Annotated in this window: 27 protein-coding genes and 2 pseudogenes; 16 read left to right on the top strand and 13 right to left on the bottom strand. The window is 64.8% G+C overall.

Features of this window, described 5'->3' with window-relative positions:
• Window positions 1–198 precede the first annotated feature (198 nt).
• Together hisN and ACFW0B_RS04705 are read right to left on the bottom strand one after the other, a co-directional pair.
• Window positions 199–984, bottom strand: coding sequence for a histidinol-phosphatase (hisN, locus tag ACFW0B_RS04710; RefSeq protein WP_449146790.1), 786 nt, complete (start codon window positions 982–984; stop codon window positions 199–201).
• Between the two features lie 158 nt (window positions 985–1142).
• Window positions 1143–1700 carry a cysteine hydrolase family protein gene (locus ACFW0B_RS04705; RefSeq protein ID WP_449146789.1) on the bottom strand — a complete coding sequence of 186 codons (558 nt, stop codon included), beginning with the start codon at window positions 1698–1700 and terminating at the stop codon, window positions 1143–1145.
• Window positions 1701–1805: 105 nt separating this feature from the next.
• Here ACFW0B_RS04705 and ACFW0B_RS04700 point away from each other — a divergent pair, with 105 nt between their 5' ends.
• Complete coding sequence (locus ACFW0B_RS04700) at window positions 1806–2786, top strand: GlxA family transcriptional regulator (protein WP_449146788.1); 981 nt, start codon at window positions 1806–1808, stop codon at window positions 2784–2786.
• Between the two features lie 114 nt (window positions 2787–2900).
• Here ACFW0B_RS04700 and ACFW0B_RS04695 read toward each other — a convergent pair whose 3' ends face one another.
• Together ACFW0B_RS04695 and ACFW0B_RS04690 are read right to left on the bottom strand one after the other, a co-directional pair.
• Window positions 2901–3260 carry a hypothetical protein gene (locus ACFW0B_RS04695; RefSeq protein ID WP_449146787.1) on the bottom strand — a complete coding sequence of 120 codons (360 nt, stop codon included), beginning with the start codon at window positions 3258–3260 and terminating at the stop codon, window positions 2901–2903.
• A gap of 128 nt (window positions 3261–3388) precedes the next feature.
• Window positions 3389–4348 carry a GlxA family transcriptional regulator gene (locus tag ACFW0B_RS04690; RefSeq protein ID WP_449146786.1) on the bottom strand — a complete coding sequence of 320 codons (960 nt, stop codon included), beginning with the start codon at window positions 4346–4348 and terminating at the stop codon, window positions 3389–3391.
• Between the two features lie 119 nt (window positions 4349–4467).
• Between ACFW0B_RS04690 and ACFW0B_RS04685 the strand changes: the two genes are divergently transcribed.
• Complete coding sequence (locus ACFW0B_RS04685; protein WP_449146785.1) at window positions 4468–5466, top strand: SLAC1 anion channel family protein; 999 nt, start codon at window positions 4468–4470, stop codon at window positions 5464–5466.
• 64 nt (window positions 5467–5530) lie between these two features.
• Entirely contained in the window at window positions 5531–5857 is a 327-nt protein-coding gene (locus ACFW0B_RS04680) for a DMT family transporter (RefSeq protein ID WP_449146784.1), read from the top strand.
• Window positions 5858–5866: 9 nt separating this feature from the next.
• Here the strand turns inward: ACFW0B_RS04680 and ACFW0B_RS04675 are convergent, their stop codons facing one another.
• Together ACFW0B_RS04675 and ACFW0B_RS04670 are read right to left on the bottom strand one after the other, a co-directional pair.
• Entirely contained in the window at window positions 5867–6187 is a 321-nt protein-coding gene (locus ACFW0B_RS04675; protein ID WP_449146783.1) for a DUF2025 family protein, read from the bottom strand.
• Between the two features lie 176 nt (window positions 6188–6363).
• Window positions 6364–7662, bottom strand: coding sequence for an MFS transporter (locus ACFW0B_RS04670; protein WP_449146782.1), 1299 nt, complete (start codon window positions 7660–7662; stop codon window positions 6364–6366).
• 196 nt (window positions 7663–7858) lie between these two features.
• On the opposite strand from ACFW0B_RS04670, the gene ACFW0B_RS04665 reads away from it, so the two are divergent.
• The 5 genes and pseudogenes from ACFW0B_RS04665 to ACFW0B_RS04645 form a co-directional block, all read left to right on the top strand.
• Window positions 7859–8767 (top strand): LysR family transcriptional regulator, encoded by a 909-nt coding sequence (locus tag ACFW0B_RS04665; protein ID WP_449146781.1) that lies wholly within the window; start codon window positions 7859–7861, stop codon window positions 8765–8767.
• Window positions 8768–8940: 173 nt separating this feature from the next.
• The gene (locus ACFW0B_RS04660; RefSeq protein WP_459251683.1) at window positions 8941–9375 is read left to right on the top strand and encodes a carboxymuconolactone decarboxylase family protein; all 435 of its coding nucleotides are present in this window, start codon (window positions 8941–8943) and stop codon (window positions 9373–9375) included.
• A 1-nt stretch (window position 9376) separates the two neighbouring features.
• Window positions 9377–10258: an RNA polymerase sigma factor SigJ gene (gene sigJ, locus ACFW0B_RS04655; RefSeq protein ID WP_449146779.1), complete on the top strand. Its 882-nt coding sequence runs from the start codon at window positions 9377–9379 to the stop codon at window positions 10256–10258.
• Window positions 10259–10460: 202 nt separating this feature from the next.
• Window positions 10461–11010: pseudogene (locus ACFW0B_RS04650) on the top strand (LTA synthase family protein); the annotation flags it as partial.
• Between the two features lie 92 nt (window positions 11011–11102).
• Window positions 11103–12548, top strand: a pseudogene (locus ACFW0B_RS04645) (LTA synthase family protein); the annotation flags it as partial.
• Window positions 12549–12766: 218 nt separating this feature from the next.
• Here the strand turns inward: ACFW0B_RS04645 and ACFW0B_RS04640 are convergent.
• Both ACFW0B_RS04640 and ACFW0B_RS04635 read right to left on the bottom strand, forming a co-directional pair.
• Window positions 12767–13366, bottom strand: coding sequence for an FMN-dependent NADH-azoreductase (locus ACFW0B_RS04640; protein WP_449146778.1), 600 nt, complete (start codon window positions 13364–13366; stop codon window positions 12767–12769).
• A 162-nt stretch (window positions 13367–13528) separates the two neighbouring features.
• The gene (locus ACFW0B_RS04635) at window positions 13529–13843 is read right to left on the bottom strand and encodes a 3-phosphoglycerate kinase (RefSeq protein WP_449146777.1); all 315 of its coding nucleotides are present in this window, start codon (window positions 13841–13843) and stop codon (window positions 13529–13531) included.
• A gap of 109 nt (window positions 13844–13952) precedes the next feature.
• On the opposite strand from ACFW0B_RS04635, the gene ACFW0B_RS04630 reads away from it, so the two are divergent.
• The 5 genes from ACFW0B_RS04630 (at window position 13953) to ACFW0B_RS04610 (ending at window position 17273) form a co-directional block, all read left to right on the top strand.
• A complete protein-coding gene (locus tag ACFW0B_RS04630) occupies window positions 13953–14879 on the top strand; it encodes a LysR family transcriptional regulator (RefSeq protein WP_449146776.1) in 927 nt (308 codons plus the stop codon).
• A 13-nt stretch (window positions 14880–14892) separates the two neighbouring features.
• Window positions 14893–15702, top strand: coding sequence for an alpha/beta fold hydrolase (locus tag ACFW0B_RS04625; protein WP_449146775.1), 810 nt, complete (start codon window positions 14893–14895; stop codon window positions 15700–15702).
• Window positions 15696–16250: a peptidylprolyl isomerase gene (locus tag ACFW0B_RS04620; RefSeq protein WP_449146774.1), complete on the top strand. Its 555-nt coding sequence runs from the start codon at window positions 15696–15698 to the stop codon at window positions 16248–16250. The genes ACFW0B_RS04625 and ACFW0B_RS04620 overlap by 7 nt, the downstream gene beginning before the upstream one ends.
• A gap of 157 nt (window positions 16251–16407) precedes the next feature.
• On the top strand, window positions 16408–16674 hold the full coding sequence (locus ACFW0B_RS04615; protein WP_151132492.1) for a DUF2790 domain-containing protein: 267 nt from the start codon (window positions 16408–16410) through the stop codon (window positions 16672–16674).
• A 314-nt stretch (window positions 16675–16988) separates the two neighbouring features.
• Window positions 16989–17273 carry a DUF2790 domain-containing protein gene (locus ACFW0B_RS04610; protein WP_449146773.1) on the top strand — a complete coding sequence of 95 codons (285 nt, stop codon included), beginning with the start codon at window positions 16989–16991 and terminating at the stop codon, window positions 17271–17273.
• Here ACFW0B_RS04610 and ACFW0B_RS04605 read toward each other — a convergent pair whose 3' ends face one another.
• From ACFW0B_RS04605 to ACFW0B_RS04585, 5 genes are all read right to left on the bottom strand, one after another.
• Window positions 17274–18401 carry a GNAT family N-acetyltransferase gene (locus ACFW0B_RS04605; protein ID WP_449146772.1) on the bottom strand — a complete coding sequence of 376 codons (1128 nt, stop codon included), beginning with the start codon at window positions 18399–18401 and terminating at the stop codon, window positions 17274–17276. It lies immediately after the preceding gene.
• Between the two features lie 103 nt (window positions 18402–18504).
• Window positions 18505–18621 carry a cytochrome c oxidase subunit CcoM gene (gene ccoM / locus ACFW0B_RS04600; protein WP_449146771.1) on the bottom strand — a complete coding sequence of 39 codons (117 nt, stop codon included), beginning with the start codon at window positions 18619–18621 and terminating at the stop codon, window positions 18505–18507.
• A gap of 528 nt (window positions 18622–19149) precedes the next feature.
• The gene (locus ACFW0B_RS04595; RefSeq protein ID WP_449146770.1) at window positions 19150–19305 is read right to left on the bottom strand and encodes a hypothetical protein; all 156 of its coding nucleotides are present in this window, start codon (window positions 19303–19305) and stop codon (window positions 19150–19152) included.
• The gene (locus ACFW0B_RS04590) at window positions 19305–19898 is read right to left on the bottom strand and encodes an alpha-ketoglutarate-dependent dioxygenase AlkB family protein (RefSeq protein ID WP_449146769.1); all 594 of its coding nucleotides are present in this window, start codon (window positions 19896–19898) and stop codon (window positions 19305–19307) included. Before ACFW0B_RS04590 ends, ACFW0B_RS04595 begins: the two co-directional genes overlap by 1 nt.
• A 42-nt stretch (window positions 19899–19940) precedes the next feature.
• Window positions 19941–20237: an aspartate-semialdehyde dehydrogenase gene (locus tag ACFW0B_RS04585; RefSeq protein ID WP_449146768.1), complete on the bottom strand. Its 297-nt coding sequence runs from the start codon at window positions 20235–20237 to the stop codon at window positions 19941–19943.
• Between the two features lie 154 nt (window positions 20238–20391).
• Here ACFW0B_RS04585 and rapA point away from each other — a divergent pair, with 154 nt between their 5' ends.
• The 3 genes from rapA (at window position 20392) to hppD (ending at window position 25519) form a co-directional block, all read left to right on the top strand.
• Window positions 20392–23241, top strand: a complete 2850-nt coding sequence (gene rapA, locus ACFW0B_RS04580; RefSeq protein ID WP_449146767.1) for an RNA polymerase-associated protein RapA — start codon at window positions 20392–20394, stop codon at window positions 23239–23241.
• 426 nt (window positions 23242–23667) lie between these two features.
• Window positions 23668–24300, top strand: a complete 633-nt coding sequence (maiA, locus tag ACFW0B_RS04575; protein WP_449146766.1) for a maleylacetoacetate isomerase — start codon at window positions 23668–23670, stop codon at window positions 24298–24300.
• 142 nt (window positions 24301–24442) lie between these two features.
• The gene (gene hppD, locus ACFW0B_RS04570) at window positions 24443–25519 is read left to right on the top strand and encodes a 4-hydroxyphenylpyruvate dioxygenase (protein ID WP_449146765.1); all 1077 of its coding nucleotides are present in this window, start codon (window positions 24443–24445) and stop codon (window positions 25517–25519) included.
• Window positions 25520–25656: the final 137 nt, after the last annotated feature.

The raw sequence follows: 25656 nt of genomic DNA, 5'->3' as shown, positions 1-25656 counted from the left end.
CAGCGGATTCCATCAGGGCCAGCAGGGCTTATCGGCCTGCACCATAGGCCGGATATAAGACTGCTCCTACCTACACGCCAACATGATTACCGATTGAGCTCCGGGAGGCGTCCATATAAGGATTTCCTTAGGCGGAAAACACAGAAACTCCTGCAGGCGGGATTCCGCGAATCGCCGGTTTCCCGCCCCGTCCAACCGTCAAACCGACTGCATCAGCTCCAGGATCTGCGCATGCAGGCGCGAGTCGCCGCAGGCGATGACGTCGCCGCCGTTCTGCGCGTCGCCGCCATCCCAGCGGGTCACCACGCCGCCGGCGCCCTGGATGATCGGCATCAGCGCCTGGATGTCGTAGGGCTTGAGACCCGGGTCGAGGACAATATCCACCAGCCCCAGGGCGAGCATGCAGTAGGCGTAGCAATCGCCGCTGTAGCGCACCAGGCGCACTTCACTCGACAGTTTGCTGAACACGTCGCTGTAGGGCGGCTGCTGGAAATGCTCTGGACTGGTGACCATCAGGGTCGCGTCGGCCAGGTTGCGGCAGGCGCGGGTCTGGATCGGCCGGCCATTGAGCGAGGCCGAGCTGCCGTCGCCGATGAAGCGCTCGCGGGTGAAGGGCTGGTCCATCAGGCCCAGCGCCGGGCGGGTGCCGTCGTTGAGGGCGATCAGGGTGCCCCAGAGCGGGATGCCGCTGATGAAGGAGCGGGTGCCGTCCACCGGGTCCAGCACCCAGGTCCAGGGTTCTTCGCCGGCGATGTTCTCCTCTTCCTCGCCCAGCACGCCGTGGCCGGGGAAGCGCTGGGCGATCAGGTCACGCATGGCGCGCTCGGCGCCCTTGTCGGCGAGGGTCACGGGGTCGAAGCGCTCGGCCTCCTTGTTCTCCACCTCCAGGGGCAGGCGGAAGTAGGTCAGGGTGACCTTGGCCGCCGCATCCGCCAGTTCTTCGGCGAATTCCAGGTAATCGGGAGGAAGGGTCTGGTCGTTCATGGGCACTCCGGTTCGGACGTATCAGCAGATTTTCAGCTGCGGATAGTAGAGCGAAATGCCGTCCGTATCGACGTGCCTGTTGCGCCAAGGGGCCGGGCGAGCCGCCAGATTGCCGGTGTCCGCAGGCCGGCGCCGGCCTGCGAAACGCGGCGAGCGCCTTACCGGACCTGCTGCGCGAGGTACTCGTCGGTGGAAACCACCTTGGCGTAGGCGAAGGCCAGCGAGGCCATGAACGCGCCGTGGACCTGCTCGGCGGGAATGGTCTTGCCCTGGAATTCCAGGTCCCGCGTGGCGCAGGCATCGTGGATCACGGTGACCTGGTAACCGAAATCGGCCGCCGCGCGGGTAACGCCGTCGACGCACATATGGCTCATGCTGCCGACCACGGTCAGGCTGTCCACCCCGTGGCTGTCGAGGATTTCCTTGAGATTGGTTTCCCGGAAAGAATTGACGAAATGCTTCAGAACAACCGGCTCGCCGTCGGCGTTGAGCACCTTGGGATGGATCTGTGCGCCTTCGGAACCGGGCCGGAAGAACGGCGCCTCCGGGCTGGTGAACTCGTGACGGACATGCACCACCAGGTCGCCGGCCTCACGGGCAGCGCCGATGATCCGGGCGGCATTGTCGGCAGCGGCGTCCGCACCGCTCAGGGTCCACAGACCACCGGGGAAATAGTCCTTCTGGATGTCGATTACGATGACGGCATGCTTGCTCATGATTTACACCTCAGGTTGTGGGAGTGGCGACGTGGGCCCTAAGGTGCACCTTCCGGCGCCGGATGAGGATCGGCGCAACCGACAAATTCGCAGGAAAAACTGACAATGAAATCCATGCTGGAGATCGACCTCCTGCTCTATCCCGGCGCCCAGCTGGCAGCCGCCCATGGCCTGGCCGATCTGTTCGCGGTCGCCAATCGCCTGGCCGCCGGACATGCCGATGCCGACCTGCCCACCCTGCGGGTGCGGCACTGGAGTGCTGACGCGGATGGCGAAATCCGCTGCACCTGGGACAGTCACCCGGATGCCGAAAGCCAGCCCGCCGCGGTGATTGCCCTGCCCTGCATCGGCACCCTGCCCCCTGCCGACACCCTGCAACCCTGCGCCGACTGGCTCAGCCTGCGGCACGCTGCCGGCATCACCCTCTGTTCGGTATGTGCCGGCGCCTTCGTGCTGGCCCAGACCGGGCTGCTCGCCGGCCGTCCGCTGACCACCCACTGGAGCCTGGCCAAGGATCTCGGCGAGCGCTACCCGGAGGTGAAGGTGGATGCCGACAAGCTGGTGGTGGACGACGGCGACATCATCACCGCCGGCGGGGTGATGGCCTGGACCGACCTGGGGCTGACCCTGGTGGATCGCCTGCTGGGGCCGACCATCGCCGCTAACACCGCGAGCTTCCTCGCCCTGGACCTGACCCGGCACTCGCAACAGTACTTCCGCCGCTTCACCCCGCGCCTCACCCATGGCGACGAGGCGGTGCTCAAGGTTCAGCGCTGGCTGCAACGCCAGGACGCACGCCAGGTCAGCCTCCCCGCCATGGCTGCCGAAGCCGGGCTGGGCGAGCGCACCTTCCTGCGCCGCTTCCAGCAGGCCACCGGCCTGCGCCCCACCGAGTACTGCCAGCAACTGCGCGCAGCCAAGGCCCGCGAGCTGCTGGAGCTGACCAACCGCTCGGTGGAGCAGATCGCCTGGGAAGTCGGCTACCAGGACCCGGCAGCCTTCCGCAAGGTGTTCAACAGGATGGTGGGGCTGTCGCCCACGGACTATCGGCGGCGGTTCGGGCGCAGGAGCCTGGGGGAAACATGACGGTTTCTTTGTGGGGGCGAATTCATTCGCCAACCGGACCGAAGGTCCGACCGCAAACGCCTCGGGGGCGCTGCGCACCCCTTGGCGAATGAATTCACCCCTACAAGCTCCGCCTCAATCACCGCAGTAGTCCCCGCCGCACATTGGCCGGCTCCCCTCCCCATCCCGCACCTCGACATCCCGGTACACCCCCAGCTCCGGGTCGAAGCTGCGGATCAGCACCTGCGGCTTTTCGGTGCTGATGCGCGGTAGCTGGGCATCGCGGAACTGGTGGTACTCGGGTACCACCACGAAAGTCTTCGGCGGCAGGTCGGCAAAACGCCGGGGTGGCGGCGAGACATAGGGTTGCAGGGGACTGTCGGGATTGTAGACGGTGCCCAGGTAAGGCCCGAGCCCGTAGTACGAATCGCCATAGCCGGCAGCCCAGGCGCCCGGTACGGCCAGGATCAGCAGCAGGATTCCGAGGCGTGCCATGACGGCGCCCTCCACGGTGAATCCCCCAAGGTGTTCAGTTATAGCACCCGTTCCGCGCCCGCCACGCTGCCAACGGTCCAATACCTCGTCGATGCTGTCGCGCCCCGAGTGGGCGCTGGTTCAAGCACTCAATCCTCCACCCTGAATCGCGCCCGGTAGTCACTTGGCGTCACCCCCAGGCGACGCAGGAAGGCACGGCGGAAGCCATCGACGTTGGCGTAGCCCACTTCGTCGGCCAGGCGTTTCAGGGGAAGGTCCGACTCCTCGGCCAGTCGCCGGGCGGCGTCGATGCGAGCCAATTCGACGAACTCCGCCGGGGTGGAGCCGGCCTCCTGCTTGAACACCCGGGCGAAGTTGCGCTCGCTCATGCCGGCGCGGGCTGCCAGCGCCGGTATGCTCAGGTCGTCCTTCAGGTGAGCCAGCACATAGTCCTGGATAGCACGGATGGAGGAACGCTCGGCGGTCTGTGCCGCCAGATGGGCACTGAACTGGGACTGCCCGCCCGGGCGCTTGAAAAACATCACCATCTCCCGCGCCACGCGCAGCGCCAACTCGCGGCCGTGGTCCTCTTCCACCATGGCCAGCGCCAGGTCCATGCCTGCGGTGACACCGGCCGAGGTGTAGAGGTTGCCATCCTTGACGTAAATGCTGTCGGCCTCGACCTGGGTGTCGGGGTTCTCTTCGGACAGTCGCGTGCTGCTGTTCCAGTGGGTGGTCACCCGGCGTCCGCGCAGCATGCCGGCGGCGGCCAGGACGAAAGCACCGCTGCACACCGAACCGATGCGCCGGACCGATCCGGCCTGCTGGCGCAGCCATTGCTGCAGCACCGGGTTACGGGCGATGTCGTCGACGAAGGGGCTGCCGGCTACCAGCAGGGTGTCGAGCTTGCCCTTGTGGGTTTCCACCGTGGAGTCCACCGCCAGGCGCAGGCCGCTGCTGCCCTTGAGCAGGCCCGGCTCGGTGCCTATCACCTCGACCCGGTAGGCGCGAGGGTTGCCCAGTTGCTTCGCCGCCTCGGCGAAGACGTCGGCGGGACCGACGATGTCCAGCAATTGCACGCGGGGAAAGGCCAGCAGGGCGATGCGCATGAGGGGTTGTCCGTGGTTGTCGAAAGGTTGGCAGAATATGTCGTGACACACCTATTCATGCCAAGTCCAGCATGGCAGAAACTATCTCTACCGACAAATACCGCCCAACGGAGTCTGCCATGAATACCGTCTTCATTCCCCCGCTCGAACAGGTCCAGGCGAAGCCGGCCAGCAGTACCTCGATCAAGAACCTTCCGGTCAACCTGTTCGGCTCCGTGATGGGCCTGGCCGGCCTCGGCCTGGGCTGGCGACTGGCCCACCAGTACTTCGGAGTGAGCCCACTGATAGGCGAGGCCATCAGTCTGTTCGCTGCATTTGTGTTCGTTGTTCTTGCGGTCGGCTACCTGGTCAAGCTTGTGCGCCATCGGCAGGCGGTGGTCAACGAATTCACCCACCCCATCGCCGGCAACTTCTTCGGCACCATCGTCATCGCCATGCTGTTGCTGTCGATGGTCGCCGGCCGCTACAGCGACGTTCTGGCCCAGGGCTTGTGGAGCCTCGGCAGCGTGCTCACGGTGTTGCTTGGTGCCCTGGTGCTTGCCCGCCTGTTCAAGGGCGGACAGGACCTGCAACACGCCGTGCCGGCGTGGCTGATTCCCGGCGTCGCCACCCTCGACATCGCCGTGACCGGGGGCCAGATGCCCATGGCCTGGGCGACCGAACTGAATCTGTTCGCGATGGCGGTGGGCGCGGCCCTGGCGCTGATCTTCTTCACCAGCATATTCCCGCGCCTGGTGCACCAGGAACCGCTGAGCAAAGCCATGCTGCCGTCGCTGATGATTCTGGTGGCACCTTTCGAAGTTGGATTCCTGGCCTACTCCAACCTGTTCGGGATCGACCGTTTCGCCGCCCTGCTCTTCTATTTCGGCCTGTTCCTGGCTGTGGTCCTGGGCTTCAAGGTGTTCCGCCGCGATGTGCCGTTCGCCCCGTCCTGGTGGGCCATCAGCTTCCCCCTGGCCGCGCTGGCCAACGCCGCGCTGAAGTACGCGCACATGCAGGGTGGCGTGCCGCTGCAGGTGATCGCCTGGGGCAGCCTGCTGTTCCTCAGCGTCGCCCTGGCGGTACTGACCTGGAAGACCCTGGCAAGCCTGGCACGCGGCAAGCTGCTCGCCGGCTGACGTATTTCCCCTGCCTGGCGAGCCCCTCGGGGCTCGTTTTTTGCCTGACCGAAGAGATGAATCCATGACTTCGACGAATGCCTGGCTGCTGCTGGTTGTGGCCGGCCTGCTGGAAGTGGCCTTTGCCCTGGGCCTGAAAACCGCCGACGGCCTGCAGCGCCCCTGGATACTGGCAGGCACCCTGCTGGTGCTCATCGGCAGTCTCGCTCTGCTGACACTCGCACTGCGGCACCTGCCGGTGGGAACGGCCTACGCCGTATGGACCGGCATAGGCGCTGTGGGTACCGCACTGGCGGGCGTGCTGTGGATGGGGGACTCCGCCTCCGTCGGCCGGCTGGCCTGCATGGGTTTGATCGTCGGCGGAGTGATGGGGTTGCGCTGGCTGCCCTGAGCCCGCCAATCAGATCCGCCTGCGCTCGGCGCTGATTTCCGGCAGGTCGGTGCGGCGCAGGTAGACCAGCAGGGGATCGCCCAGGTTGAGGCGGTCATTGATGTTCTGGTCCAGGAGGATCTGCAGGCATTCGCGGCTCAGGGTCATCACCTGGTCGGTCTTCGCCGTCCAGACAAATTCGCAGGCCGGGGTGATGCTGTCGTCGGGTACGTCCATGCCGAAGGAGTCTTCGCTGAAACGCACGATGTACTTGCCCAGTTTGCGGTTGAAGCCGACGAATCCCTTGAGGGCGTCGGCGGCATTGCAGATGTCGGTGGAGGTGATGCTCATGCTGTACTTCCCTGGTCGGATCGAGGCGGGTTGTGCACGCATGGGAGGCAATGGATTTCCCACTCTGCGCGGTGGGTAGGCCGGACATTCTGCCAGCCGGCCAGAGGATCGGGGATAGCTTCGCGAGTGTCGGGATGTCGCACCCCGGAGCCGGCCACCGGCCCCGGGGTGGATGGTCAGTGTGCCGGCTGGACGATGGCGTTGCCCGGCAGTGCCGGCAGCCGTGCCAGGTGCAGAGCCACGGCGATTGCGATCAGCAACAGGGCGCCGACGAACAGGCCGACGCCGTGCCAGCCGTAGTGGTGCCAGAACAGGCCACCGATGGTGCCGGCCAGGCTGGAGCCGACGTAATAGCTGAACAGATAGAGGGACGAAGCCTGGCCCTTGGCGCGCTGGGCGCGCCGGCCGATCCAGCTGCTGGCCACCGAGTGGGCGCCGAAGAAGCCGAAGGTGAAGATCGCCATGCCGGCCAGGATCACCGCCAGCGGGCTGAACAGGGTCAGCAGCATGCCGCCGGACATCAGCAGGATGGAAGCCCAGAGCACCTTGCGCCGCCCCAGCTTGTCCGCCAGGGACCCGACCCAGGCCGAGCTGTAGATGCCGGTGAGATACACCACCGAAAGCACGCCCACCACGGCCTGGCTCATCTGGTAGGGCGAGGCCAGCAGGCGGTAGCCGATGTAGTTGAACAGCGTGACGAAGGCGCCCATCAGCAGGAAGCCGGTGAGGAACAGCCAGGGCAGGCCGGCATCGCGAAAGTGCAGGCGATAGCCTTCCACCAGGGTGGACGGTCGCAGCGGCTGCGCTCGGAAGTGCTTCGACTCGGGCAACACGCGCCAGAACACCAGGCCGGCCACCAGCGCCAACCCACCCAGCACGGCAATGGCCGCATGCCAGGACACGAAATCCACCAGCACACCGCTGATCAGCCGCCCGCTCATGCCTCCAATGGCGTTGCCGCCGATGTACAGCCCCATGGCAAAACCAAGGTGATGCGGATGGATTTCCTCGCTGAGGTAGGTCATGGCCACGGCGGCCAGCCCGCTCAGGGCCAGCCCCACCAGGGCGCGCATCAGCAGCACCCCTTCCCAGGTCGGCATGGCGGCGCTGGCCAGGGTGAACAGCGCGGCGGCGATCAGCGACACCACCATCACCGGCTTGCGGCCGAGGGCGTCGGACAGCGGTCCGGTCACCAGCAGGCCGAGGGCGAGCATGGCGGTGGAAACGGACAGCGCCAGGCTGCTCTGGGCCGCGGAGATGGAGAAGTCCCTGGACAGCACCGGCATCATCGGCTGGATGCAGTACAACAGGGCGAAGGTGGCGAAACCGCCGGAGAACAGTGCCAGGGAGGTGCGCATGAACTGCGGCGTGCCCTTCCTGATATAGGTGGAAAGCTCGGGATCATTGGCGGCGTCAGGCAGTTCGCTGGCTGCGTCGCGGGCCACCTCGCCAAGCGCGGGATCGTCTTCGGTCATGAGTACTGCCTGGGATTTGCTCACGGGGCACCTTCGGGCATTTGTGGCGAGCAGGCACAACGAGGCCGTGCCGCCTGGATCAGGGGCTGGGGTATTCGTTGTTGGGGTTATGGGTCGAAGGATATCGAGCGTTTTATATTATCTCCAATATATTATTCGACACATTTGATACGTTATAAATATCAATAGGCCTCCCATGGAACTGAGACACCTGCGCTACTTCATCGCCGTGGCCGAAGAGCTGCATTTCGGCCGCGCCGCCGAGCAATTGGGTATTTCCCAGCCCCCACTGAGCCAGCAGATCCAGGCGCTGGAAGAGGAAATCGGTGCGCGCCTGCTGGAACGCACCAACCGTCGGGTCGAGCTGACCGAAGCTGGCCGGCGCTTCCTCGATGAGGCCCGCCAGGTGCTGGCCCAAGTGGACAAGGCCGTGCAGATCGCGCGCCGCGCCCACCGTGGCGAGCTGGGGGAGCTGAAGGTGGGCTTCACTTCGTCCTCGCCCTTCACCTCCACCATTCCCCGCAGCATCCACGCCTTTCGCCAGGCCTACCCCGACGTGCACCTGGAGCTCACCGAGGGCAGCAGTGTGGAAACGGTCAGGGCGCTGCAGGAAGACCGAGTGCAAGTCGGGGTGATCCGTCCGCTCAACCTGCCGGACAACCTCCTGGCGGTGGAACTGTTCCGCGAGCCCCTGGTGGCCGTCCTGCGCGCCGACCATCCATTGGCCGCCGGCAGCGAAGAGGGCATCCACTTCACCGCTCTGGCCGAAGAACCCTTCGTGTTCTTCCCGCGCACCTTCGGTACCGGCCTCTACGACCAGATGCTCGCCCTCGCCCGCGACGCCGGCTTCACGCCGCGCGTATCCCAGGAGGCCAGCGAAGCCATGACCATCATCGGCCTGGTGTCCGCCGGGCTGGGCGTGTCGGTGCTGCCCGCCTCCTTCCGCCGCACCCGCGTCGATGGCGTGGTCTATCGCACCCTGCTGGACCCTGGCGCCACCACCGCCGTCTGGCTGGTGCGCCGGCGGGACGAGCGCTCACCCCTGGCGCGGTCGTTCATCGAACTGGTGACCCGCGAGGCCGCGGCCATCCGCGAGCGCCGATAGACCCCCAGCCATTCCCTGTGGGAGAGGAGGCTACGGAACTTCGCTCGCGGAGCGCCGCCCGCCCCAACCTGCAAAAGCCTCCCACGAAGGCAGATTTTCGAGGCCGCGTCACAACCCGGCTCCCTGGTTCGTCGTGAAAGTGTAAACGCCTTTCAACCCCGAACGAGGAACACGTGATGAATCAGGCAAGCCCCCTCGACTACCAGCAGGTCATTCCCGAGGTCATCCACGCCATGGGCGAGGTGCACGCACCGCTGGATGCCCTCGGCCTGGAACGCAGCCTGCACCACCTGGTGCAATTGCGCGCTTCGCAACTGAACCAGTGCGCCTTCTGCGTGAGAATGCACACCCGCGAGGCGCGGGAAGACGGCGAAAGCAACGAGCGTCTGGACCGCCTGGTGGTCTGGGACCACTGCAACGACTTCACCCCGCGCGAAAAGGCGGCCCTGGCCTGGACTGAAGCGCTGACCCGGCTCGACCGCCGCACCGACTATGCTGCCCTGCGCACCTCGCTGCGCGAGCACTTCAGCGAAGTGGAGATCGGTGCACTGACCGCCACCGTTGCGATGATCAACCTCTGGAACCGCATCCAGATATCGAGGCACTGACGTGAGCGTGACCGATGCCACGGCTGTCTTCGAAGACAGCCGCCGCTTCCTGCTGAACCTGGCCTACCGCATCCTCGGCTCGCGCAGCGACGCCGAAGATGCGGTGCAGGAAACCTTCCTCAAGTGGCGCGAGAGCGACCATTCCAGCCTGGACAACCCGCGCGCCTGGCTGACCACTCTCTGCACCCGCCACTGCATCGACCAGCTGCGCCTGGGCCATCGAGCGCGGGTGGACTACGTGGGCACCTGGCTGCCGGAGCCCATCCACAGCGAAACCCTGGAGTCGCCGGAACAGATACTGGAACTCTCCGCCTCGCTGTCCACTGCCTTCCTCCTGCTGCTGGAACGCCTCACCCCGCGCGAGCGGGCGGCCTACCTGCTGCACGACATCTTCGACCTGGACTACCCGGACGTGGAGCGCGCCATCGGCGTGCAGGAAGCGGCCTGCCGCAAGCTGGTGTCCCGCGCGCGCAGCGGCCTGGCCGCAGGCAAGGTGCGCCATCAGCCGCCACGGGAACGCCAGGAGCGGCTGCTGGAAGCCTTCCACGCGGCCATCGCCAGTGGCGTCACCACCGGCCTCACCGCACTGCTCTCGGAGGAGGTGGAACTCTGCGCCGACGGCGGCGGCAAGGTACCGACCCTGGGCCATATCCTCCACGGCAAGGCCAAGGTGCTGGCGTTCATCTCCGACTCCCTGCGCGGCTACTGGCGCGACTACCAGTGGCTGCCCGCCGAACTCAACGGCGGACGCGGCGTCATCCTCGCCCACGGCGACCAGGTGTCCGCCTCGGTCACCTTCGCCTACGACGACGAAGGCCGGGTCAGCAACATCTACATCGTGCGCAATCCGGAGAAACTGGCGGGGCTCAGGCTGCCCGAGTGACCGATGCCAGCGCGGTTCGACGCAACAGTCCGACCTCGCCACGTGAGGCGATTCGACGTTTTCTTCACATTCCCTCTGGCATTGTCCGACGCCTTCGGCGGACCAATCGGAGCAAGGTGCCATCAGGTGATCTACTCATCCCCGGTATCATTCACCTCCAGATGCCGCCACGCCCCGAGTTGACCAATGGATGCTTGATCGCATGACCGCACAGGAACCCGTAGCCACCCAGCAGTCCTCGTCCCGACTGTTTACCCCGACCGTCAGGAGCCACCTCGCCTTCACCCTGCTCAGCGCCAGTGCGCTGCTGGTGATGTACAGCCTGCTGCGAGTGGCGCTGCTGGTGTACAACAGCGACCAGATCGGAGACAGCCCGGCGTCGGTGTTCATCGAGGCCTTCCATAACGGCCTGCGCTTCGACTTGCGCGTAGTGGTATTCGCCCTGGCTCCGCTGTTGCTGTCGCTGCTCAGCGTCCGCGCCATGGCCGCCCGCGGCCTGCAACGGATCTGGCTGACCCTGTTCGCCAGCCTCACCCTATTCCTCGGCATCAGCGAAATGGACTTCTACCGCGAGTTCCACCAGCGCCTGAACAGCCTGGTCTTCCAGTACCTGCAAGAGGACCTCGGCACCGTCGCCAGCATGATCTGGAACGGCTTCCCGGTGGCTCGCTACCTGATCGCCTGGGCGCTGGCCACCGCCCTGCTCTACCTGATGTTCCGAGGCCTGGACCTGGCCAGCCGTCCGCGCCCCCACTCCACCAGCGTCCCGCCCGCGTCTCGCGCCACCGTCCCCTGGTTCGGCCGGCTGGCAATATCCATGATCTGCCTGGTGATCGCCGTGATCGCCGCACGCGGTCATCTGCGCCAGGGCCCGCCGCTGCGCTGGGGCGATGCCTTCACCACTGACTCGATGTTCGCCAACCAGCTGGGCCTGAACGGCACACTGACCCTGGTGGATGCGGCCAAGAACAGCTTCTCCTCCCACCGCGACAATGCCTGGAAGGCCACCCTGCCCGAGGATGAGGCCCTGGCCAGCGTGCGCGAGATGCTGCTGACCCCCAACGACAAGCTGGTGGACCCCGACAGCGCCGCCATCCGCCGCGACTTCACCCCACCGGCCGCCGGCACCCTGCCGATCAGGAACGTCGTGGTGATCCTCATGGAGAGCTTCGCCGGCCGCTGGGTCGGTGCCATGGGCAGCGATGCCGGCATCACCCCCTACTTCGACAAGCTGGCAAAAGAGGGGCTGCTGTTCGATCGCTTCTTCTCCAATGGCACCCACACCCACCAGGGAATGTTCGCCACCATGGCCTGCTTCCCCAACCTGCCGAGCTTCGAGTACCTGATGCGCACCCCCGAAGGCGCACACAAGTTCTCCGGCCTGCCGCAGCTGCTCAGTGCCCGCAACTACAACGACCTGTACGTCTACAACGGCAACTTCCAGTGGGATAACCAGTCCGGCTTCTTCAGCAACCAGGGCATGACCCGCTTCATCGGCCGCGAAGACTTCGTCAACCCGGTGTTCATGGACAAGACCTGGGGCGTATCCGACCAGGACATGTTCGACCGGGGCGCCGCCGAGCTGGCGAAGATGCCCACCGACAAACCGTTCTACGCGCTGCTGCAGACCCTCTCCAACCACACGCCTTACGCCCTACCGGCCGACCTGCCGGTGGAGAAGGTGACCGGATACGGCGCCCATGACGAGCACCTGACTGCCATGCGCTACGCCGACTGGGCCCTCGGCCAGTTCTTCGAGAAGGCGCGCAAGGAGCCCTACTTCAAAGACACCCTGTTCGTGGTGGTCGGCGACCACGGCTTCGGCAGCGACAAGCAGCTCACCGAAATGGACCTGTTCCGCTTCAACGTGCCGCTGCTGCTGATCGGCCCCGGCGTGCAGGAGAAATTCGGCAGCCTCGACCACACCGTCGGCACCCAAATCGACGTGGTGCCTACCATCATGGGCCGCCTGGGCGGCGAAGTGCGCCACCAATGCTGGGGCCGCGACCTGCTGAACCTGCCGGAAGGCGATCCGGGCATCGGCGTGATCAAACCATCCGGCAGCGACCAGACCGTGGCCATCGTCAGCGCCGACCGCATCCTGGTACAGCCCAGGGACTTCCCGGCGCGCCTGTACCAGTACCAGCTGGGCGCCGATGCCAGGGCCGAACGCATCCCCGGCGACAACGACCCGCGCCTGCAGAAATACCTGGAAGCCTTCCTGCAGACCGCCACCGGCAGCCTGTTGAGCAACACCGCCGGCGTCCAGGACGCGAAACAGAACCAGTGATGAACCAGGCCCCGCTCGATGCGGGGCTTTTTATGGGTGCGCCTGCAGGTAGAAAGTCCCTGCGCCGCTCCCGGATTTCATCTGGGCTACGATTTGCTACGAATCACCAGACCTTTCGCGCGCGCCAAATAAAAAACCCGGCCTTGATAAGGCCGGGCGAAGGGGGTGCGCTCAAGGAGCCATGGCGCACCTGGAGGAGCGAGGAGCAAAGCCGCGGATCAGGCGACCTGGGCGAGTTGAGCCTTGGCGGAAGCCAGGCCCTTCTCGTGGAATTCGGTGCCCAGGTTCAGGCCTTCGGCGTGTATGAAGGTCACGTCATGGATGCCGATGAAGCTCATGGCCTGGCGCAGGTAGGGTTCCTGATGATCCACCGGGCTGCCGGCGTAGATGCCGCCGCGAGCGGTCAGGACGATGGCGCGCTTGCCGGTGAGCAGGCCCTTGGGGCCGGTTTCGGTGTACTTGAAGGTGACGCCGGCGCGCAGCACGTGGTCCAGCCAGGATTTCAGGGTGCTGGGGATGGTGAAGTTGTACATGGGGGCAGCCATGACCAGTACGTCGGCAGCCAGCAGTTCCTCGGTCAGCAGGTTGGAACGCTGCAGGGCAGCCTTTTCGCTTTCGCTTTGCTGGTCGGCGGGCTTCATCCAGCCGCCCAGGAGGTCGGCGTCCAGGTGCGGAACCTGCTCGATGGCGAGGTCGCGGACGGTGATCTCATCGGCCGGGTGAGTGGCTTGCCACTTGGCGATGAAGTCCTGGGTGAGCTGGCGGGAAACGGAACCTTGCTGGCGGGCGCTGCTTTCGATGACGAGTACGCGGGACATATGGGCTACCTCCATCGGGGGGGTTGATTGCGTCGATGGGGCGCAGATTATTTCGTCACGAATCGATAAAAAAGCGTAAATATCCGCCTAAAAATATCAAGAAAATTGATTTGTAGCAGAAGGGGCACTAGGCTGGTTCCTGTGCCCGAATCCTGGTTTCGACTACGTGGGATTGCACGTCAGCTTGATCCGCAGCTTGATCACTGCACGGGTGAAATTGGCCGTCACATAGGCGCTCTTGCCACTCTCGATCACGGCTTTGCGCACCTTGGGGGTTTCAGGCCCGTTGACGAACACCGCCTTGCACTCCGCCGCGGTTCCACCCACGTTCTGGATATTGATGGCGGCCATGTTGCTTGCGATATCGGTGGTGTCGTAGACGATCTCGGCGCCGTTGTACTGCTTCTCCACCTCGATGGGGAAAGCGAAGGCCAGGGTTGGCAACAGGGCGAACAGGGCACAGCAGCGTTTCTTCATGGGCGGTCTCCAGTGCAGAGAACGCCAGCTTAACAGAGCGCCACAGGCGTCATCAGCGCCATCGGCGCACAGGATCTGCCGGCATGAGCAGCTAGAGGAGCAGCACCGCATGAAAGCCCCGCGCGTAACCCTGGACCAGTGGCGCACCTTGCAAGCCGTTGTGGATTACGGCGGCTTCGCGCAGGCGGCGGAAGCCACCCATCGTTCGCAATCCTCGGTCAGTTATACGGTCGCGCGCATGCAGGAGCAGCTGGGCGTCCCCCTGCTGCGCATCGAAGGGCGCAAGGCGGTGCTGACCGAAGCTGGTGAAGTGCTGCTGCGCCGCTCGCGCCAACTGGTCAAGCAGGCCAGCCAGCTCGAAGAACTGGCCCACCACATGGAACAGGGCTGGGAAGCCGAGGTGCGCCTGGTGGTCGACGCCGCCTACCCCAACGCCCGCCTGGTACGCGCCCTCTCCGCGTTCATGCCGCAAAGCCGCGGATGCCGCGTACGCCTGCGTGAGGAAGTACTCTCCGGCGTCGAGGAGGTGCTGCTGGAAGGATCCGCCGACCTCGCCATCACCGGCCTGGACATCCAGGGCTACCTGGGCGCCGCGCTAAGCCCGGTGGAGTTCATCGCCGTGGCCCATCCCGATCATCCCCTGCATCGCCTGCAACGCCAGATCAACTTCCAGGACCTGGAAAGCCAATTGCAGGTGGTGATCCGCGATACCGGCCGGACCCAGCCGCGCAACGTCGGCTGGCTCGGCGCGGAGCAACGCTGGACGGTGGGCAGCCTGTCCACCGCCGCCAACTTCGTCAGTAGCGGCCTGGGCTTCGCCTGGCTGCCGCGACACCTGATCGAGCGGGAGCTCGAGGATGGCCAGCTCAAGCCACTGCCCCTGGAACAGGGCGGCAGCCGTCATGCTTCTTTCTATCTCTATTCGAACAAGGACAAGGCCCTGGGGCCGGCCTCGCAGATCCTGGTCGAGCTGATCAAGACCTTCGACTCGGCGCCGCTGGACGCGCCATTCGCTGCCCCGCTCCCCAGCGCCTGACAGGAGGTCGCCCATGTCGTATTTCCAGAACGATGGTTGCCAGCTGCACTACGAGGACTACGGTCACGGCATGCCGGTGCTGCTGGTACACGGCCTGGGCTCCAGCACCCGCGACTGGGAGTACCAGATCCCTGCCCTTACCACCCACTACCGCGTCATCGTGATCGATGTGCGCGGCCACGGCCGCTCCGACAAACCCCAGGAGCCCTACAGCATCGCTGTATTCGCCGAGGACGTGGCCGCGCTGATCGAGCATCTGCGGCTAATCGACGTGCATCTGGTGGGCATCAGCATGGGTGGCATGATCGGCTTCCAGCTCGGCGTCGATCGCCCGGAGCTGCTGCGCAGCCTGACCATCGTCAACAGTGGTCCCGAGGTGAAGCCCCGATCCGCGAAGGACTACCTGGAGATTGCCAAACGCTGGACCCTCTCGCGCCTGCTCAGCCTCGACAGCATCGCCAGGGCCCTTGGCCACCTGCTGTTCCCGCTGCCCGAACAGGGCGACCTGCGCCGCAAGATAGAGGAGCGCTGGCCGCAGAACGACAAACGCGCCTACCTCTCCTCGCTGGACGCCATCATCGGCTGGGGCGTGCGCGATCGCCTGCAGCGTATCCAGTGCCCGACCCTGGTGATCACCGCCGACCGCGACTACACGCCAGTCTCCCGGAAGGAGGCCTACGTGAAGGAGTTACCGAATGCGCGACTGGTGGTCATCGAGAACTCCCGTCACGCCACACCGCTGGACCAACCCGAACGATTCAACGCCACCCTGCTCGACTTCCTGGCCGAAGTGGAGCGCAACAAGGAGCCGAAACCATGCTGAAAAAACTCGTCCTGGGCGCCTGCGCCCTGTTCGTTTCCCTCAACCTCCTGGCCGCCGACAAGCCTCACGTGCTGCTGACCACCAGCGCCGGGGAAATCGAGGTGGAACTGGACGCCGACAAGGCACCGGTCAGCGTGAAAAACTTCCTCGATTACGTGGACGCCGGTTTCTACAATGGCACCGTGTTCCATCGCGTGATCCCCGGATTCATGATCCAGGGCGGCGGCTTCGACACAGACATGAGCCAGAAGGAAACCCGCGACCCGATCAAGAACGAAGCGGACAATGGCCTGCGTAACCTGCGCGGCACCCTGGCCATGGCACGCACCCAGGCGGTGAACTCGGCCACCAGCCAGTTCTTCATCAACCACAACGACAATGCATTCCTCGACCACGGCAGCCGCGACTTCGGCTACGCGGTGTTCGGCAAGGTGGTGCGGGGCATGGATGTGGTCGACCAGATCGCCAACGTCCCCACCGGCAATCGCGGCATGTACCAGAATGTGCCATTGCAGCCGGTGGTGATCCTCTCCGCCAAGCGGCTCTGATCGATTCGGCCCGGATGTCCGGGCCACGTCCCTGCATCGATGCGACTGATCTCCATTACAAGCCGCATCGATTTCAACCCGGCGCCACTGGCTGGTCATATGGAGTCCCTATCCGGTTTCACCTGAAACCACCAACGGACCCAGAGAGGATCAGCCCATGAAGATTGCATCCGCCGTCAGCGCCGTGCTCGCCAGCCTCGCCCCCAGCGTGTTCGCCCAGGAATACCAGCGGGATATCGGGGCCGGCATCCCGGCCGTCGACTATCACTACGGCATGGAACTGGACGTTCAGCGCGTCCTGTATCGCACCGACGCCAGCCAGCGCGCGGGCGTGGTGCCCGTCACCATGGTCTACGAAGACAGCCAGGGCGAACTGCACAAGGTCCGCTTCCTGGAATGGGGCAGCCATACCAGCAACAGCTGACAAGCATGCGCAGGGAACCCGCACGGGTTCCCGATTCCACACCAGCCCCTCCCCCACCGAGACGGCCCCTCCTCGAATCCGGCGCCCCCCTGACGAACGGTTTCAACAGCGGGCGAAAGTACGCGCTTTTAGACCAGAGAATGGAAAATTTCCAGACGTGCGACAAACGGTCGCAGCACCTCAAGGACGGGGGATTCCAAGTGATCAAAAAACGCTCAACCAGGATACGCCGCAGGGGTTCACTGAACTAACCGTTTCCGATGGGTCAGATGAAGTCCCTTGTAAGCGAAACCCAACAGAGGAATACAAGCCCTATGAAAATGGCCTCGGTTGTAAGCGCCCTGCTCACTAGCCTCGCGCCCAGCGTATTCGCCCAGGATGGCCTGCAGAATCAAGGCACCGGCATCAAGCCGGTGGATTACCACTACGGGATGGATGTCGATATCCGCAAGGTACTGCACCGTACCGACACGTCCGACAAGGTCGGCGTCGTTCCCGTGATCCTCGTCTACGAAGACAGCGAAGGTGAAGTGCACAAGCTGCGCTTCCTCGAATGGGGCGGCAGCACCGTCTCCCCCGATCCCACCCAGCTCGGCTGATCAGTCCCGCCGGTAGGGCAGCAGGCCACGCGCCTCTTCGGCGTAGGCCAGCACGCCACCCCGCTCCTGCACCAGGAAATCGTCCACCGCAGCCCGCAAGCCGGGATGGGACAGCCAGTGCCAGGAGCGGGTGATCACCGGCTCGAATCCCCGTATCAACTTGTGCTCCCCCTGGGCCCCGGCATCGAAACGCTGGAGCCCCGCGGCGATGGCCTGGTCGATCCCCTGGTAGAAACAGGTTTCGAAATGCAGCCTGTCGAACTCCGCCAGACATCCCCAGTAACGCCCGTAAAGGGTGTCACCGCCCTGTAGCGAAAACGCCATGGCCACCGGCCGGCCGTGCTGCAGCGCCAGCACCACGCGAATCATCTCCGGCATCCGCTCAGCCAGCAGGCTGAAGAAGCTGCGCGTCAGGTAAGGCGCCTGGCCGCGCACCCGATAGGTGTTGGCGTAGCACGAATAGACGAAATCCCAGTCCGTCTCATCCAGTTCCTGGCCATTGCGCAACTGGAACTCGATCCCCTGCCCCGCCACCTGTTCGCGCTCCTTGCGAATCTGCTTGCGCTTGCGCGAACTCAGGGCGTCGAGGAAATCCTGGAAATCCCGATAGCCGTGATTGCGCCAGTGGAACTGGCAGCCGAGGCGTTCGAGCCAGCCGGCGCGGTTACGCAAATGATGATCGGCGAAGGCATCGGTGAAATTGATATGCAGCCCGGACAGGTCATCGGCAGCCACGTCGGCCACCGCCGCATCGAGCAGCTCGCGTGCCGCTGTGTCATCCACCGCCAGCAACCGCGCGCCGCCCACTGGCGTGAATGGCACCGCCACCAGCAGTTTGGGGTAGTAGGGAATGCCTGCACGTCGGCAAGCATCGGCCCAGGCCCAATCGAACACGTACTCGCCGTAGGAATGACTTTTCAGGTAAGCCGGCATTGCCGCCCTGAGCTCGCCATTCGCCCCGCGGAGCAGGTGATGGGCCGGATGCCAGCCGCTGCGGCCACCCACACTGCCGCTGTCCTCAAGGGTGGACAGAAAGGCATGACGCAGGAACGGCTGGTCGTCCGGCAGCAGGGCGTCCCAGTGCTGCGGGTCGAGTTCGTCTAGGCGGGAAAGGGTCTGGATCGGCATTGCGCCAGTCTGGCGCGGGCCGGGAAGGAAGAAAAGCGGGAACAAAAAAATGGGCGACCGAAGTCGCCCGAGGTGCCTTGCGTGCCTGTAAACCCAGAGTGACTCAACGCGATTTGCGTTTTTGCGAGTCTTTCCAGATGAAGTAACCAACACCGGCGAAGAAAGCGACCATGAGACCGACGGTGCCTATACCGGCAAAAACGACTGTATCGATGAACATGATCTGCCTCCTGCGTCTTGGCGTTGTTGCTTCGATGGGTTCAAGGTACCCGCACGGCAGGCGTGGAAAATTGACCTGGATCAACAGGCTCCGGGCGCCCGGGAGCAGCCTGTAGGGACACTGATCCAGGTCAATTTTTGGGGATGTGCGACAGCGAAAAAGGGTGGGAATGGACGTGCTTTGTGGGAGATTCCATGCCAGTCAGTTCCGTAGGTTGGTCCGAGGTACGAGGCCCAACGCTGCTCGGCGAGGCCGCCGCGTTGGGTTTCGCAAGCTCGCGGAGCGCCGCCCTTGCAGGGGCGAACTCATTCGCCAGGCAGGCCGGAGGTCTGCAATTGCGAACGCCCAGTTGGCCGGATACCTCCCTCTCCCCCAACCCCTCTCCCAGAGGGAGAGGGGAGCTGAAGCTGATGGGCCGAGACACCGTGAGCGAATTCATTCGCGAATGAATTCGCTCACACAACGATCGGATGCAGTGCTGGAGGTCGGGACGCGCAGTACCCCGCGCCCCCATATAGATAGAGAAGCTCAGCGCTTCTTCGGCTTCTTGGCTTTCTTGCCCTTGGACAGGGGCATGGCCTGCTCGAAGGCCTTGCGCATGTCGTTCAGGCGCTTCTCGTGGATGTCATGGATGCGCTTGTCGCGCTCGGCGCCGAAGTCGATCAGGTTTTCGTCGTTGCTCATCAGCGGATCCAGCGGAATGTGAGGTTGAGCCGGGGAGTGCAAGGGGTACGGGTCTTCGCCACCTGGTGCTGCCAATGATGCTGCGTCGGCCCGCTCATGACCAGTAGCGCGCCGTGCCCCAGTTCCAGGGAGTGCTCGATACGGCTGGCGCCCTTGCGTCGCAGGTCGAAACGGCGGGTGCCGCCCAGGTTCAGAGAGGCCACCAGGGGGTTGTGCCCCAGCTCGGGCTCGTCGTCGCTGTGCCAGCCCATGGAATCCTGGCCGTTGCGATAGTAGTTGAGCAGCACGCCATTGAGGGGCTGGCCCGTCGCCTCCACCAGCCGTGCGCGGATTTCCGCCAGCAACGGCGTCCAGGGCAAGGGTTGGTGAGTCAGGCCGGAATAACGATAGCTGGCCTCGGGATCGCCGTACCAGGCCACCAGGCGCGGCACCGGGTAATAGCGGCCATGCAGATAGACCTCGGGCTGTTCCCAAGGCGTTTCGGCCACGAGGCGCGCGAGCCAGTCGCTGGCCTCGTCCCGCGACAGGAAGTGCGGCTCGTAGCGCAGCTCGGCATCGGGCAGCTGGAGGGGGATATCGTCGAACAGGTCCACCGGCATCGGCTTCAGGGGAAGAGATGGCTCATTCTGCGCGCCTCAGACCTCCACATCCACCCACAGGCCCTGTCGCGGCAGCTCTTCCAGCGCCGACAGGTCTTCCTCGGCCACCTCGCCCGCCGCCAGTTCCTCCGGGGTATAGCCACGTCGTTGGCGGCGGCGCTGCTCTTCGCGCAACAGTTCCTCAGCCTCCTGGGGATGGCGCTTGTCCAGGCCCACGGCGCTTTCCTGCGCGCTCTCCTGCATGGGCGTGACTGGCGGAATGTCGGGGCGCGGCTTGACCACGTCCTGTTGGGCCGTGACGGGGACCAGGCTCTGCGGAATGGGTGGCAGCATGATGACGCCCTCCTTTGATCAGGCTGTCGGCCGTCTTCGGCGCTTCTTTACCGGCGCTCGCTACACTTTTGCGGATATATGGCCCGTATCCGGCGTCGCCCTGCGCCTTGGGTTCCGTTAACATACGCGGCTTTTTCATCTCAGGGAGACAGGCATGGCGCAGCAGTATCAACCGGGGCAACGCTGGATCAGTGACAGCGAAGCAGAGCTTGGGCTCGGAACCATCCTGACCTCGGATGGCCGTCTGCTCACCGTGCTCTACCCGGCCACTGGCGACACCCGCCAGTACGCGCTGCGCAATGCTCCCCTGACCCGCGTGCGCTTCGCCCCCGGCGACGAGATCACCCACTTCGACGGCTGGAAACTCAACGTCCAGGAAGTCGAGGATGTCGACGGCCTGCTCATCTATCACGGCATCACTGCCCAGAACGAGCGCCGCACCCTCCCGGAAACCCAGCTGAACAACTTCATCCAGTTCCGCCTGGCCAACGATCGCCTGTTTGCCGGCCAGATCGACCCGCACAAGTGGTTCGCCCTGCGCTATCACACCCTGGAGCACCGCTCGCGCCTGCTGCAATCGTCCCTCTGGGGTCTCTCCGGCGCCCGCGCACAGCCCATCGCCCATCAGCTGCACATCGCCCGCGAGGTGGCCGACCGCGTTGCGCCGCGCGTTCTGCTGGCCGACGAAGTGGGCCTGGGCAAGACCATCGAAGCCGGCCTGGTCATCCACCGCCAGCTCATCTCCGGCCGCGCCAACCGCGTGCTGATCCTGGTTCCGGAAAACCTCCAGCACCAGTGGCTGGTGGAGATGCGTCGCCGCTTCAATCTGCAGGTTGCCCTGTACGATGCCGAGCGCTTCGCCGAAAGCGATGCCAGCAACCCCTTCGAGGACACCCAGCTCGCCCTGGTTTCCCTTGAATGGCTGAAGGACAGCGAACGCGCCCAGGATGCCGCCTTCGCCGCCGGCTGGGACCTGCTGGTGGTCGACGAAGCCCACCACCTGGTCTGGCATCCGGAACAGGCCAGCCCCGAATACCGCCTGGTGGAGCAACTGGCCGAAGTCATCCCCGGCGTGCTGCTGCTCACCGCCACCCCGGAACAGCTGGGCCTGGAAAGCCACTTCGCGCGCCTGCGCCTGCTGGACCCGAACCGTTTCCACGACCTGGACGCCTTCCGCGCCGAAAGCGCCAACTACCGCCCCGTGGCCGAGGCCGTCCAGGAACTGCTGGACCAGGGCCGCCTGAGCGCCAAGGCCGAAGCCACCATCAAGGGTTTCCTCGGCGAAGAAGGCGAAAGCCTGCTCAAGGCCCTTGCCGAGGGCGACGCGGAAGCCTCGCCGCGCCTGGTGCGCGAGCTGCTGGACCGCCACGGCACCGGCCGCGTGCTGTTCCGCAACACCCGTGCCGCCGTGCAAGGCTTCCCCGAGCGCCAGCTGCACCCCTACCCGCTGCCCAACCCGGTGGAATACATGGAGCTGCCGATCGGCGAGCATCCTGACCTCTACCCGGAAGTCAGCTTCCAGGCGCAGCACGACAGCGGCGAGGAAGCCGAGCGCTGGTGGCGCTTCGACCCGCGCGTCGAGTGGCTGATCGACACCCTGAAGATGCTGAAGAAGTTCAAGGTGCTGGTGATCTGCGCCCACGCGGAAACCGCCCTGGACCTGGAAGACGCCCTGCGCGTGCGCTCCGGCATTCCCGCCACCGTGTTCCACGAAGGCATGAGCATCCTCGAGCGCGACCGCGCAGCCGCCTACTTCGCCGACGAGGAATTCGGCGCCCAGGTGCTGATCTGCTCGGAAATCGGCTCCGAAGGTCGCAACTTCCAGTTCGCCCACCACCTGGTGCTGTTCGACCTGCCGGCCCACCCGGACCTGCTGGAGCAGCGTATCGGCCGCCTCGACCGTATCGGCCAGAAGCACACCATCCAGCTGCACGTGCCCTACCTGGACAATAGCCCGCAGGAGCGCCTGTTCCAGTGGTATCACCAGGCACTGAATGCCTTCCTCGCCACCTGCCCCACCGGCAACGCCATCCAGCAACAGTTCGGCCCGCGTCTGCTGCCCATGCTCGAAGGCGGCGACGACAAGGCCTGGGATGCCCTGGTGCAAGAAGCCGAAGCCGAGCGCAAGCGCCTGGAAGCTGAAATGCACAATGGCCGTGACCGCCTGCTGGAACTCAACTCCGGCGGCGCCGGCGAGGGCGAGCGCCTGGTGGAGGAAATCCTCGAACTGGATGACCAGTTCGCCCTGCCTATCTATATGGAGTCCCTGTTCGAAGCCTTCGGCATCGACAGTGAAGACCACTCCGAGAACGCCCTGGTGCTCAAGCCCGGCGAGAAGATGCTCGACGCCGGTTTCCCCCTGGGCGACGACGAAGGCGTGACCGTCACCTACGACCGCAACCAGGCCCTGTCCCGCGAGGACATGCAGTTCCTCACCTGGGAACACCCCATGGTGCAGGGCGGCATGGACCTGGTGCTCTCCGGCTCCATGGGCAACACCGCCGTGGCGCTGATCAAGAACAAGGCGCTCAAGCCCGGCACCGTCCTGCTGGAACTGCTCTACGTCAGCGAAACGGTGGCCCCGCGCGCCCTGCAGCTCAGCCGCTTCCTGCCGCCCAAGGCCCTGCGCTGCCTGCTGGACGCCAACGGTAACGACCTGGCGGCGAAGGTCGCCTTCGACACCCTCAACGACCAGCTGGAAAGCGTGCCGCGCGGCAGCGCCAACAAGTTCGTCCAGGCCCAGCGCGACGTGCTCGCGGCGCAGATCAACGCCGCCGAAGCCAAGATCGCCCCGCGCCACGCCGAACGCGTGGCCGAGGCCAAACGTCGCCTGAAAGCCGAACTGGACGAAGAACTGGCCCGCCTCACCGCGCTCCAGGCGGTGAACCCGACCGTTCGTGACAGCGAGCTGGAAGCCATTCGTCACCAGCGTGACGAGGGCCTGCAACTGCTGGACAAAGCAGCCCTGCGCCTGGAGTCGATCCGGGTGCTGGTAGCGGGTTGATCGGGAAACCAGCAGAAAGTCCCTCCGCCGCCCCCTACGCCGCCCCCTCTCCGTTCAGGGAGAGGGTTGGGGAGAGGGCAGCCAGGCAGCACAAGTGCCACAAACAAGAAAGGCGCCCCGGGGCGCCTTCTTCATTCACTGTGGGAGGCTTTTGCAGGGCGGGGCGGGCGGCGCTCCGCGAGCGAAGCGAAACCCAACGCAGCAGACTTGCCCGGCAGTGTTGGGCCTCGTTCCTCGGACCAACCTACGGGACTGGCGGCTTCCCGGTTTGCCCAATAAATTCGCCCCGCAGGCTTTCCTCGCTCCGCTCTCCGCTTGACAGCCCCGCCCCCAGCCCGCAAATTACGCAAAGTGTAAATTGATTACGAAAACAATAACGCCGGCATCCGGAGCTCACACCGGAACGCCTGCCGCCGAGCGATTGCCATGGACCTCTATACCTATTACCGCTCCACCTCTTCCTACCGGGCGCGCATCGCCCTGGCGCTAAAGGGGCTGGAAGCCCGGCATATCCCGGTGAACCTGATCCAGGACGGTGGCCAGCAGCACAAGCCCGAGTACAAGGCGCTCAATCCGCAGGGCCGTGTGCCCAGCCTGCGCCTCGACGACGGCCAGGTCCTGACCCAGTCCCCCGCCATCATCGAATACCTCGAAGAACGCTACCCGCAGCCCGCCCTCCTGCCCCAGGGGCTGGAAGCGCGCGCCCGTCAGCGTGCGGTGGCGGCCATCATCGGTTGCGATACCCATCCGCTGCACAACGTCGCCGTGCTCAACCGCCTGCGCGGGCTGAAGGTGGAGGAAGCCGAGGTGACGGGCTGGATTCGCCACTGGATCGCCGAAGGCTTCAACGCGGTCGAAGCCCTGATAGGCGATGAAGGTTTCTGCTTCGGCGAGCCCGGCCTTGCCGACGTCTATCTGCTACCGCAGGTCTATGCCGCGCACCGCTTCGGGCTGGAGCTGTCAAACTATCCGAAGATCGCCCGGGTCGAACGCCTTGCCCTCGAGCATCCGGCCTTCATCCAGGCGCACCCCGATCAGCAAGCCGACAAGCCGGCCTGAGGCCACCTCCATGAAAAGCCTCGGATTCAAAGTCACCATCGGCGACTACCTCGCCCGCAGCGTACGCGGCATTTCCTGCGCGCCACCGACTGCCACCTCGCATTGACCCATACTTCCAATCAAATGCTTGAGGTGCCAAAAAATGGCTGACATCTTCGAAAACCCCATGGGCCTGATGGGCTTTGAATTCATCGAATTCGCCTCGCCCACCCCGAACACCCTGGAACCCATCTTCGCGATGATGGGCTTCACCAAGGTCGCCACCCACCGTTCCAAGGACGTGCACCTGTATCGCCAGGGCGAGATCAACCTGATCCTCAACAACGAGCCCAAGAGCCAGGCCGCCTACTTCGCTGCCGAGCACGGCCCGTCCGTGTGCGGCATGGCCTTCCGCGTGAAGAACGCCCACCAGGCCTACGCCCGCGCCCTGGAGCTGGGTGCCCAGCCCATCGAAATCCCCACCGGACCGATGGAACTGCGCCTTCCGGCGATCAAGGGCATCGGCGGCGCGCCGCTGTACCTGATCGACCGCTTCGGCGAAGGCTCGTCGATCTACGACATCGACTTCGAGTTCATCGAAGGCGTCGACCGTCATCCCAAGGGTGCCGGCCTGAAGCTGATCGACCACCTCACCCACAATGTCTACCGCGGCCGCATGGCTTACTGGGCGGACTTCTACGAGAAGCTGTTCAACTTCCGCGAGATCCGCTACTTCGACATCAAGGGCGAGTACACCGGCCTGACCTCCAAGGCCATGACCGCGCCGGACGGCAAGATCCGCATTCCGCTGAACGAGGAATCCTCCAAGGGTTCCGGGCAGATCGAAGAGTTCCTGATGCAGTTCAACGGCGAAGGCATCCAGCACGTGGCTTTCTTCACCGACGACCTGGTCAAGACCTGGGACGAGCTGAAGGCCCTGGGCATGCGCTTCATGACCGCGCCGCCGGCTACCTACTACGAGATGCTCCAGGACCGCCTGCCGAACCACGGCGAGCCGGAAGCCGAGCTGCAGGCACGCGGCATCCTGCTGGACGGCACCACCGGAGGCGGCAACAAGCGCCTGCTGCTGCAGATCTTCTCGGAAACCCTGATGGGCCCGGTGTTCTTCGAGTTCATCCAGCGCAAGGGTGACGACGGCTTCGGCGAGGGCAACTTCAAGGCCCTGTTCGAATCCATCGAGCGCGACCAGATCCGCCGCGGCGTACTGAGCACCGAATAAGGCTCGATCCGCTACGAAAAACCCGGCTTCGGCCGGGTTTTTCTTTTTCTACTGAGTCCCTGAACGACATCGGGTAGGGTGTGCACATTCCGAGACTCGGACTCCTGTCTATGCTTTCCATGGGGGTTGGAGGCGCA

The sequence above is a fragment of the Metapseudomonas phytobenefica genome (assembly GCF_043392685.1).
Classification (GTDB): domain Bacteria; phylum Pseudomonadota; class Gammaproteobacteria; order Pseudomonadales; family Pseudomonadaceae; genus Metapseudomonas.
The sequence above is the reverse complement of the archived record's forward strand: the minus strand, read 5'-3'. Positions and strand labels throughout refer to the sequence as shown.

What these genes read in the sequence shown, in the direction of transcription:
- ACFW0B_RS04670 (WP_449146782.1), bottom strand. Translation starts at nt 7,662, where the DNA reads ATGACCGAAGACGATCCCGCGCTTGGCGAGGTGGCCCGCGACGCAGCC.
- ACFW0B_RS04690 (WP_449146786.1), bottom strand. Translation starts at nt 4,348, where the DNA reads ATGCGCATCGCCCTGCTGGCCTTTCCCCGCGTGCAATTGCTGGACATC.
- ACFW0B_RS04675 (WP_449146783.1), bottom strand. Translation starts at nt 6,187, where the DNA reads ATGAGCATCACCTCCACCGACATCTGCAATGCCGCCGACGCCCTCAAG.
- ACFW0B_RS04610 (WP_449146773.1), top strand. Translation starts at nt 16,989, where the DNA reads ATGAAAATGGCCTCGGTTGTAAGCGCCCTGCTCACTAGCCTCGCGCCC.
- ACFW0B_RS04605 (WP_449146772.1), bottom strand. Translation starts at nt 18,401, where the DNA reads ATGCCGATCCAGACCCTTTCCCGCCTAGACGAACTCGACCCGCAGCAC.
- ACFW0B_RS04680 (WP_449146784.1), top strand. Translation starts at nt 5,531, where the DNA reads ATGACTTCGACGAATGCCTGGCTGCTGCTGGTTGTGGCCGGCCTGCTG.
- ACFW0B_RS04640 (WP_449146778.1), bottom strand. Translation starts at nt 13,366, where the DNA reads ATGTCCCGCGTACTCGTCATCGAAAGCAGCGCCCGCCAGCAAGGTTCC.
- ACFW0B_RS04700 (WP_449146788.1), top strand. Translation starts at nt 1,806, where the DNA reads ATGAAATCCATGCTGGAGATCGACCTCCTGCTCTATCCCGGCGCCCAG.
- ccoM (WP_449146771.1), bottom strand. Translation starts at nt 18,621, where the DNA reads ATGTTCATCGATACAGTCGTTTTTGCCGGTATAGGCACCGTCGGTCTC.
- ACFW0B_RS04620 (WP_449146774.1), top strand. Translation starts at nt 15,696, where the DNA reads ATGCTGAAAAAACTCGTCCTGGGCGCCTGCGCCCTGTTCGTTTCCCTC.
- ACFW0B_RS04695 (WP_449146787.1), bottom strand. Translation starts at nt 3,260, where the DNA reads ATGGCACGCCTCGGAATCCTGCTGCTGATCCTGGCCGTACCGGGCGCC.
- hppD (WP_449146765.1), top strand. Translation starts at nt 24,443, where the DNA reads ATGGCTGACATCTTCGAAAACCCCATGGGCCTGATGGGCTTTGAATTC.
- hisN (WP_449146790.1), bottom strand. Translation starts at nt 984, where the DNA reads ATGAACGACCAGACCCTTCCTCCCGATTACCTGGAATTCGCCGAAGAA.
- ACFW0B_RS04625 (WP_449146775.1), top strand. Translation starts at nt 14,893, where the DNA reads ATGTCGTATTTCCAGAACGATGGTTGCCAGCTGCACTACGAGGACTAC.
- ACFW0B_RS04630 (WP_449146776.1), top strand. Translation starts at nt 13,953, where the DNA reads ATGAAAGCCCCGCGCGTAACCCTGGACCAGTGGCGCACCTTGCAAGCC.
- ACFW0B_RS04595 (WP_449146770.1), bottom strand. Translation starts at nt 19,305, where the DNA reads ATGAGCAACGACGAAAACCTGATCGACTTCGGCGCCGAGCGCGACAAG.
- maiA (WP_449146766.1), top strand. Translation starts at nt 23,668, where the DNA reads ATGGACCTCTATACCTATTACCGCTCCACCTCTTCCTACCGGGCGCGC.
- rapA (WP_449146767.1), top strand. Translation starts at nt 20,392, where the DNA reads ATGGCGCAGCAGTATCAACCGGGGCAACGCTGGATCAGTGACAGCGAA.
- ACFW0B_RS04685 (WP_449146785.1), top strand. Translation starts at nt 4,468, where the DNA reads ATGAATACCGTCTTCATTCCCCCGCTCGAACAGGTCCAGGCGAAGCCG.
- ACFW0B_RS04705 (WP_449146789.1), bottom strand. Translation starts at nt 1,700, where the DNA reads ATGAGCAAGCATGCCGTCATCGTAATCGACATCCAGAAGGACTATTTC.
- ACFW0B_RS04635 (WP_449146777.1), bottom strand. Translation starts at nt 13,843, where the DNA reads ATGAAGAAACGCTGCTGTGCCCTGTTCGCCCTGTTGCCAACCCTGGCC.
- ACFW0B_RS04585 (WP_449146768.1), bottom strand. Translation starts at nt 20,237, where the DNA reads ATGCTGCCACCCATTCCGCAGAGCCTGGTCCCCGTCACGGCCCAACAG.
- ACFW0B_RS04665 (WP_449146781.1), top strand. Translation starts at nt 7,859, where the DNA reads ATGGAACTGAGACACCTGCGCTACTTCATCGCCGTGGCCGAAGAGCTG.
- ACFW0B_RS04615 (WP_151132492.1), top strand. Translation starts at nt 16,408, where the DNA reads ATGAAGATTGCATCCGCCGTCAGCGCCGTGCTCGCCAGCCTCGCCCCC.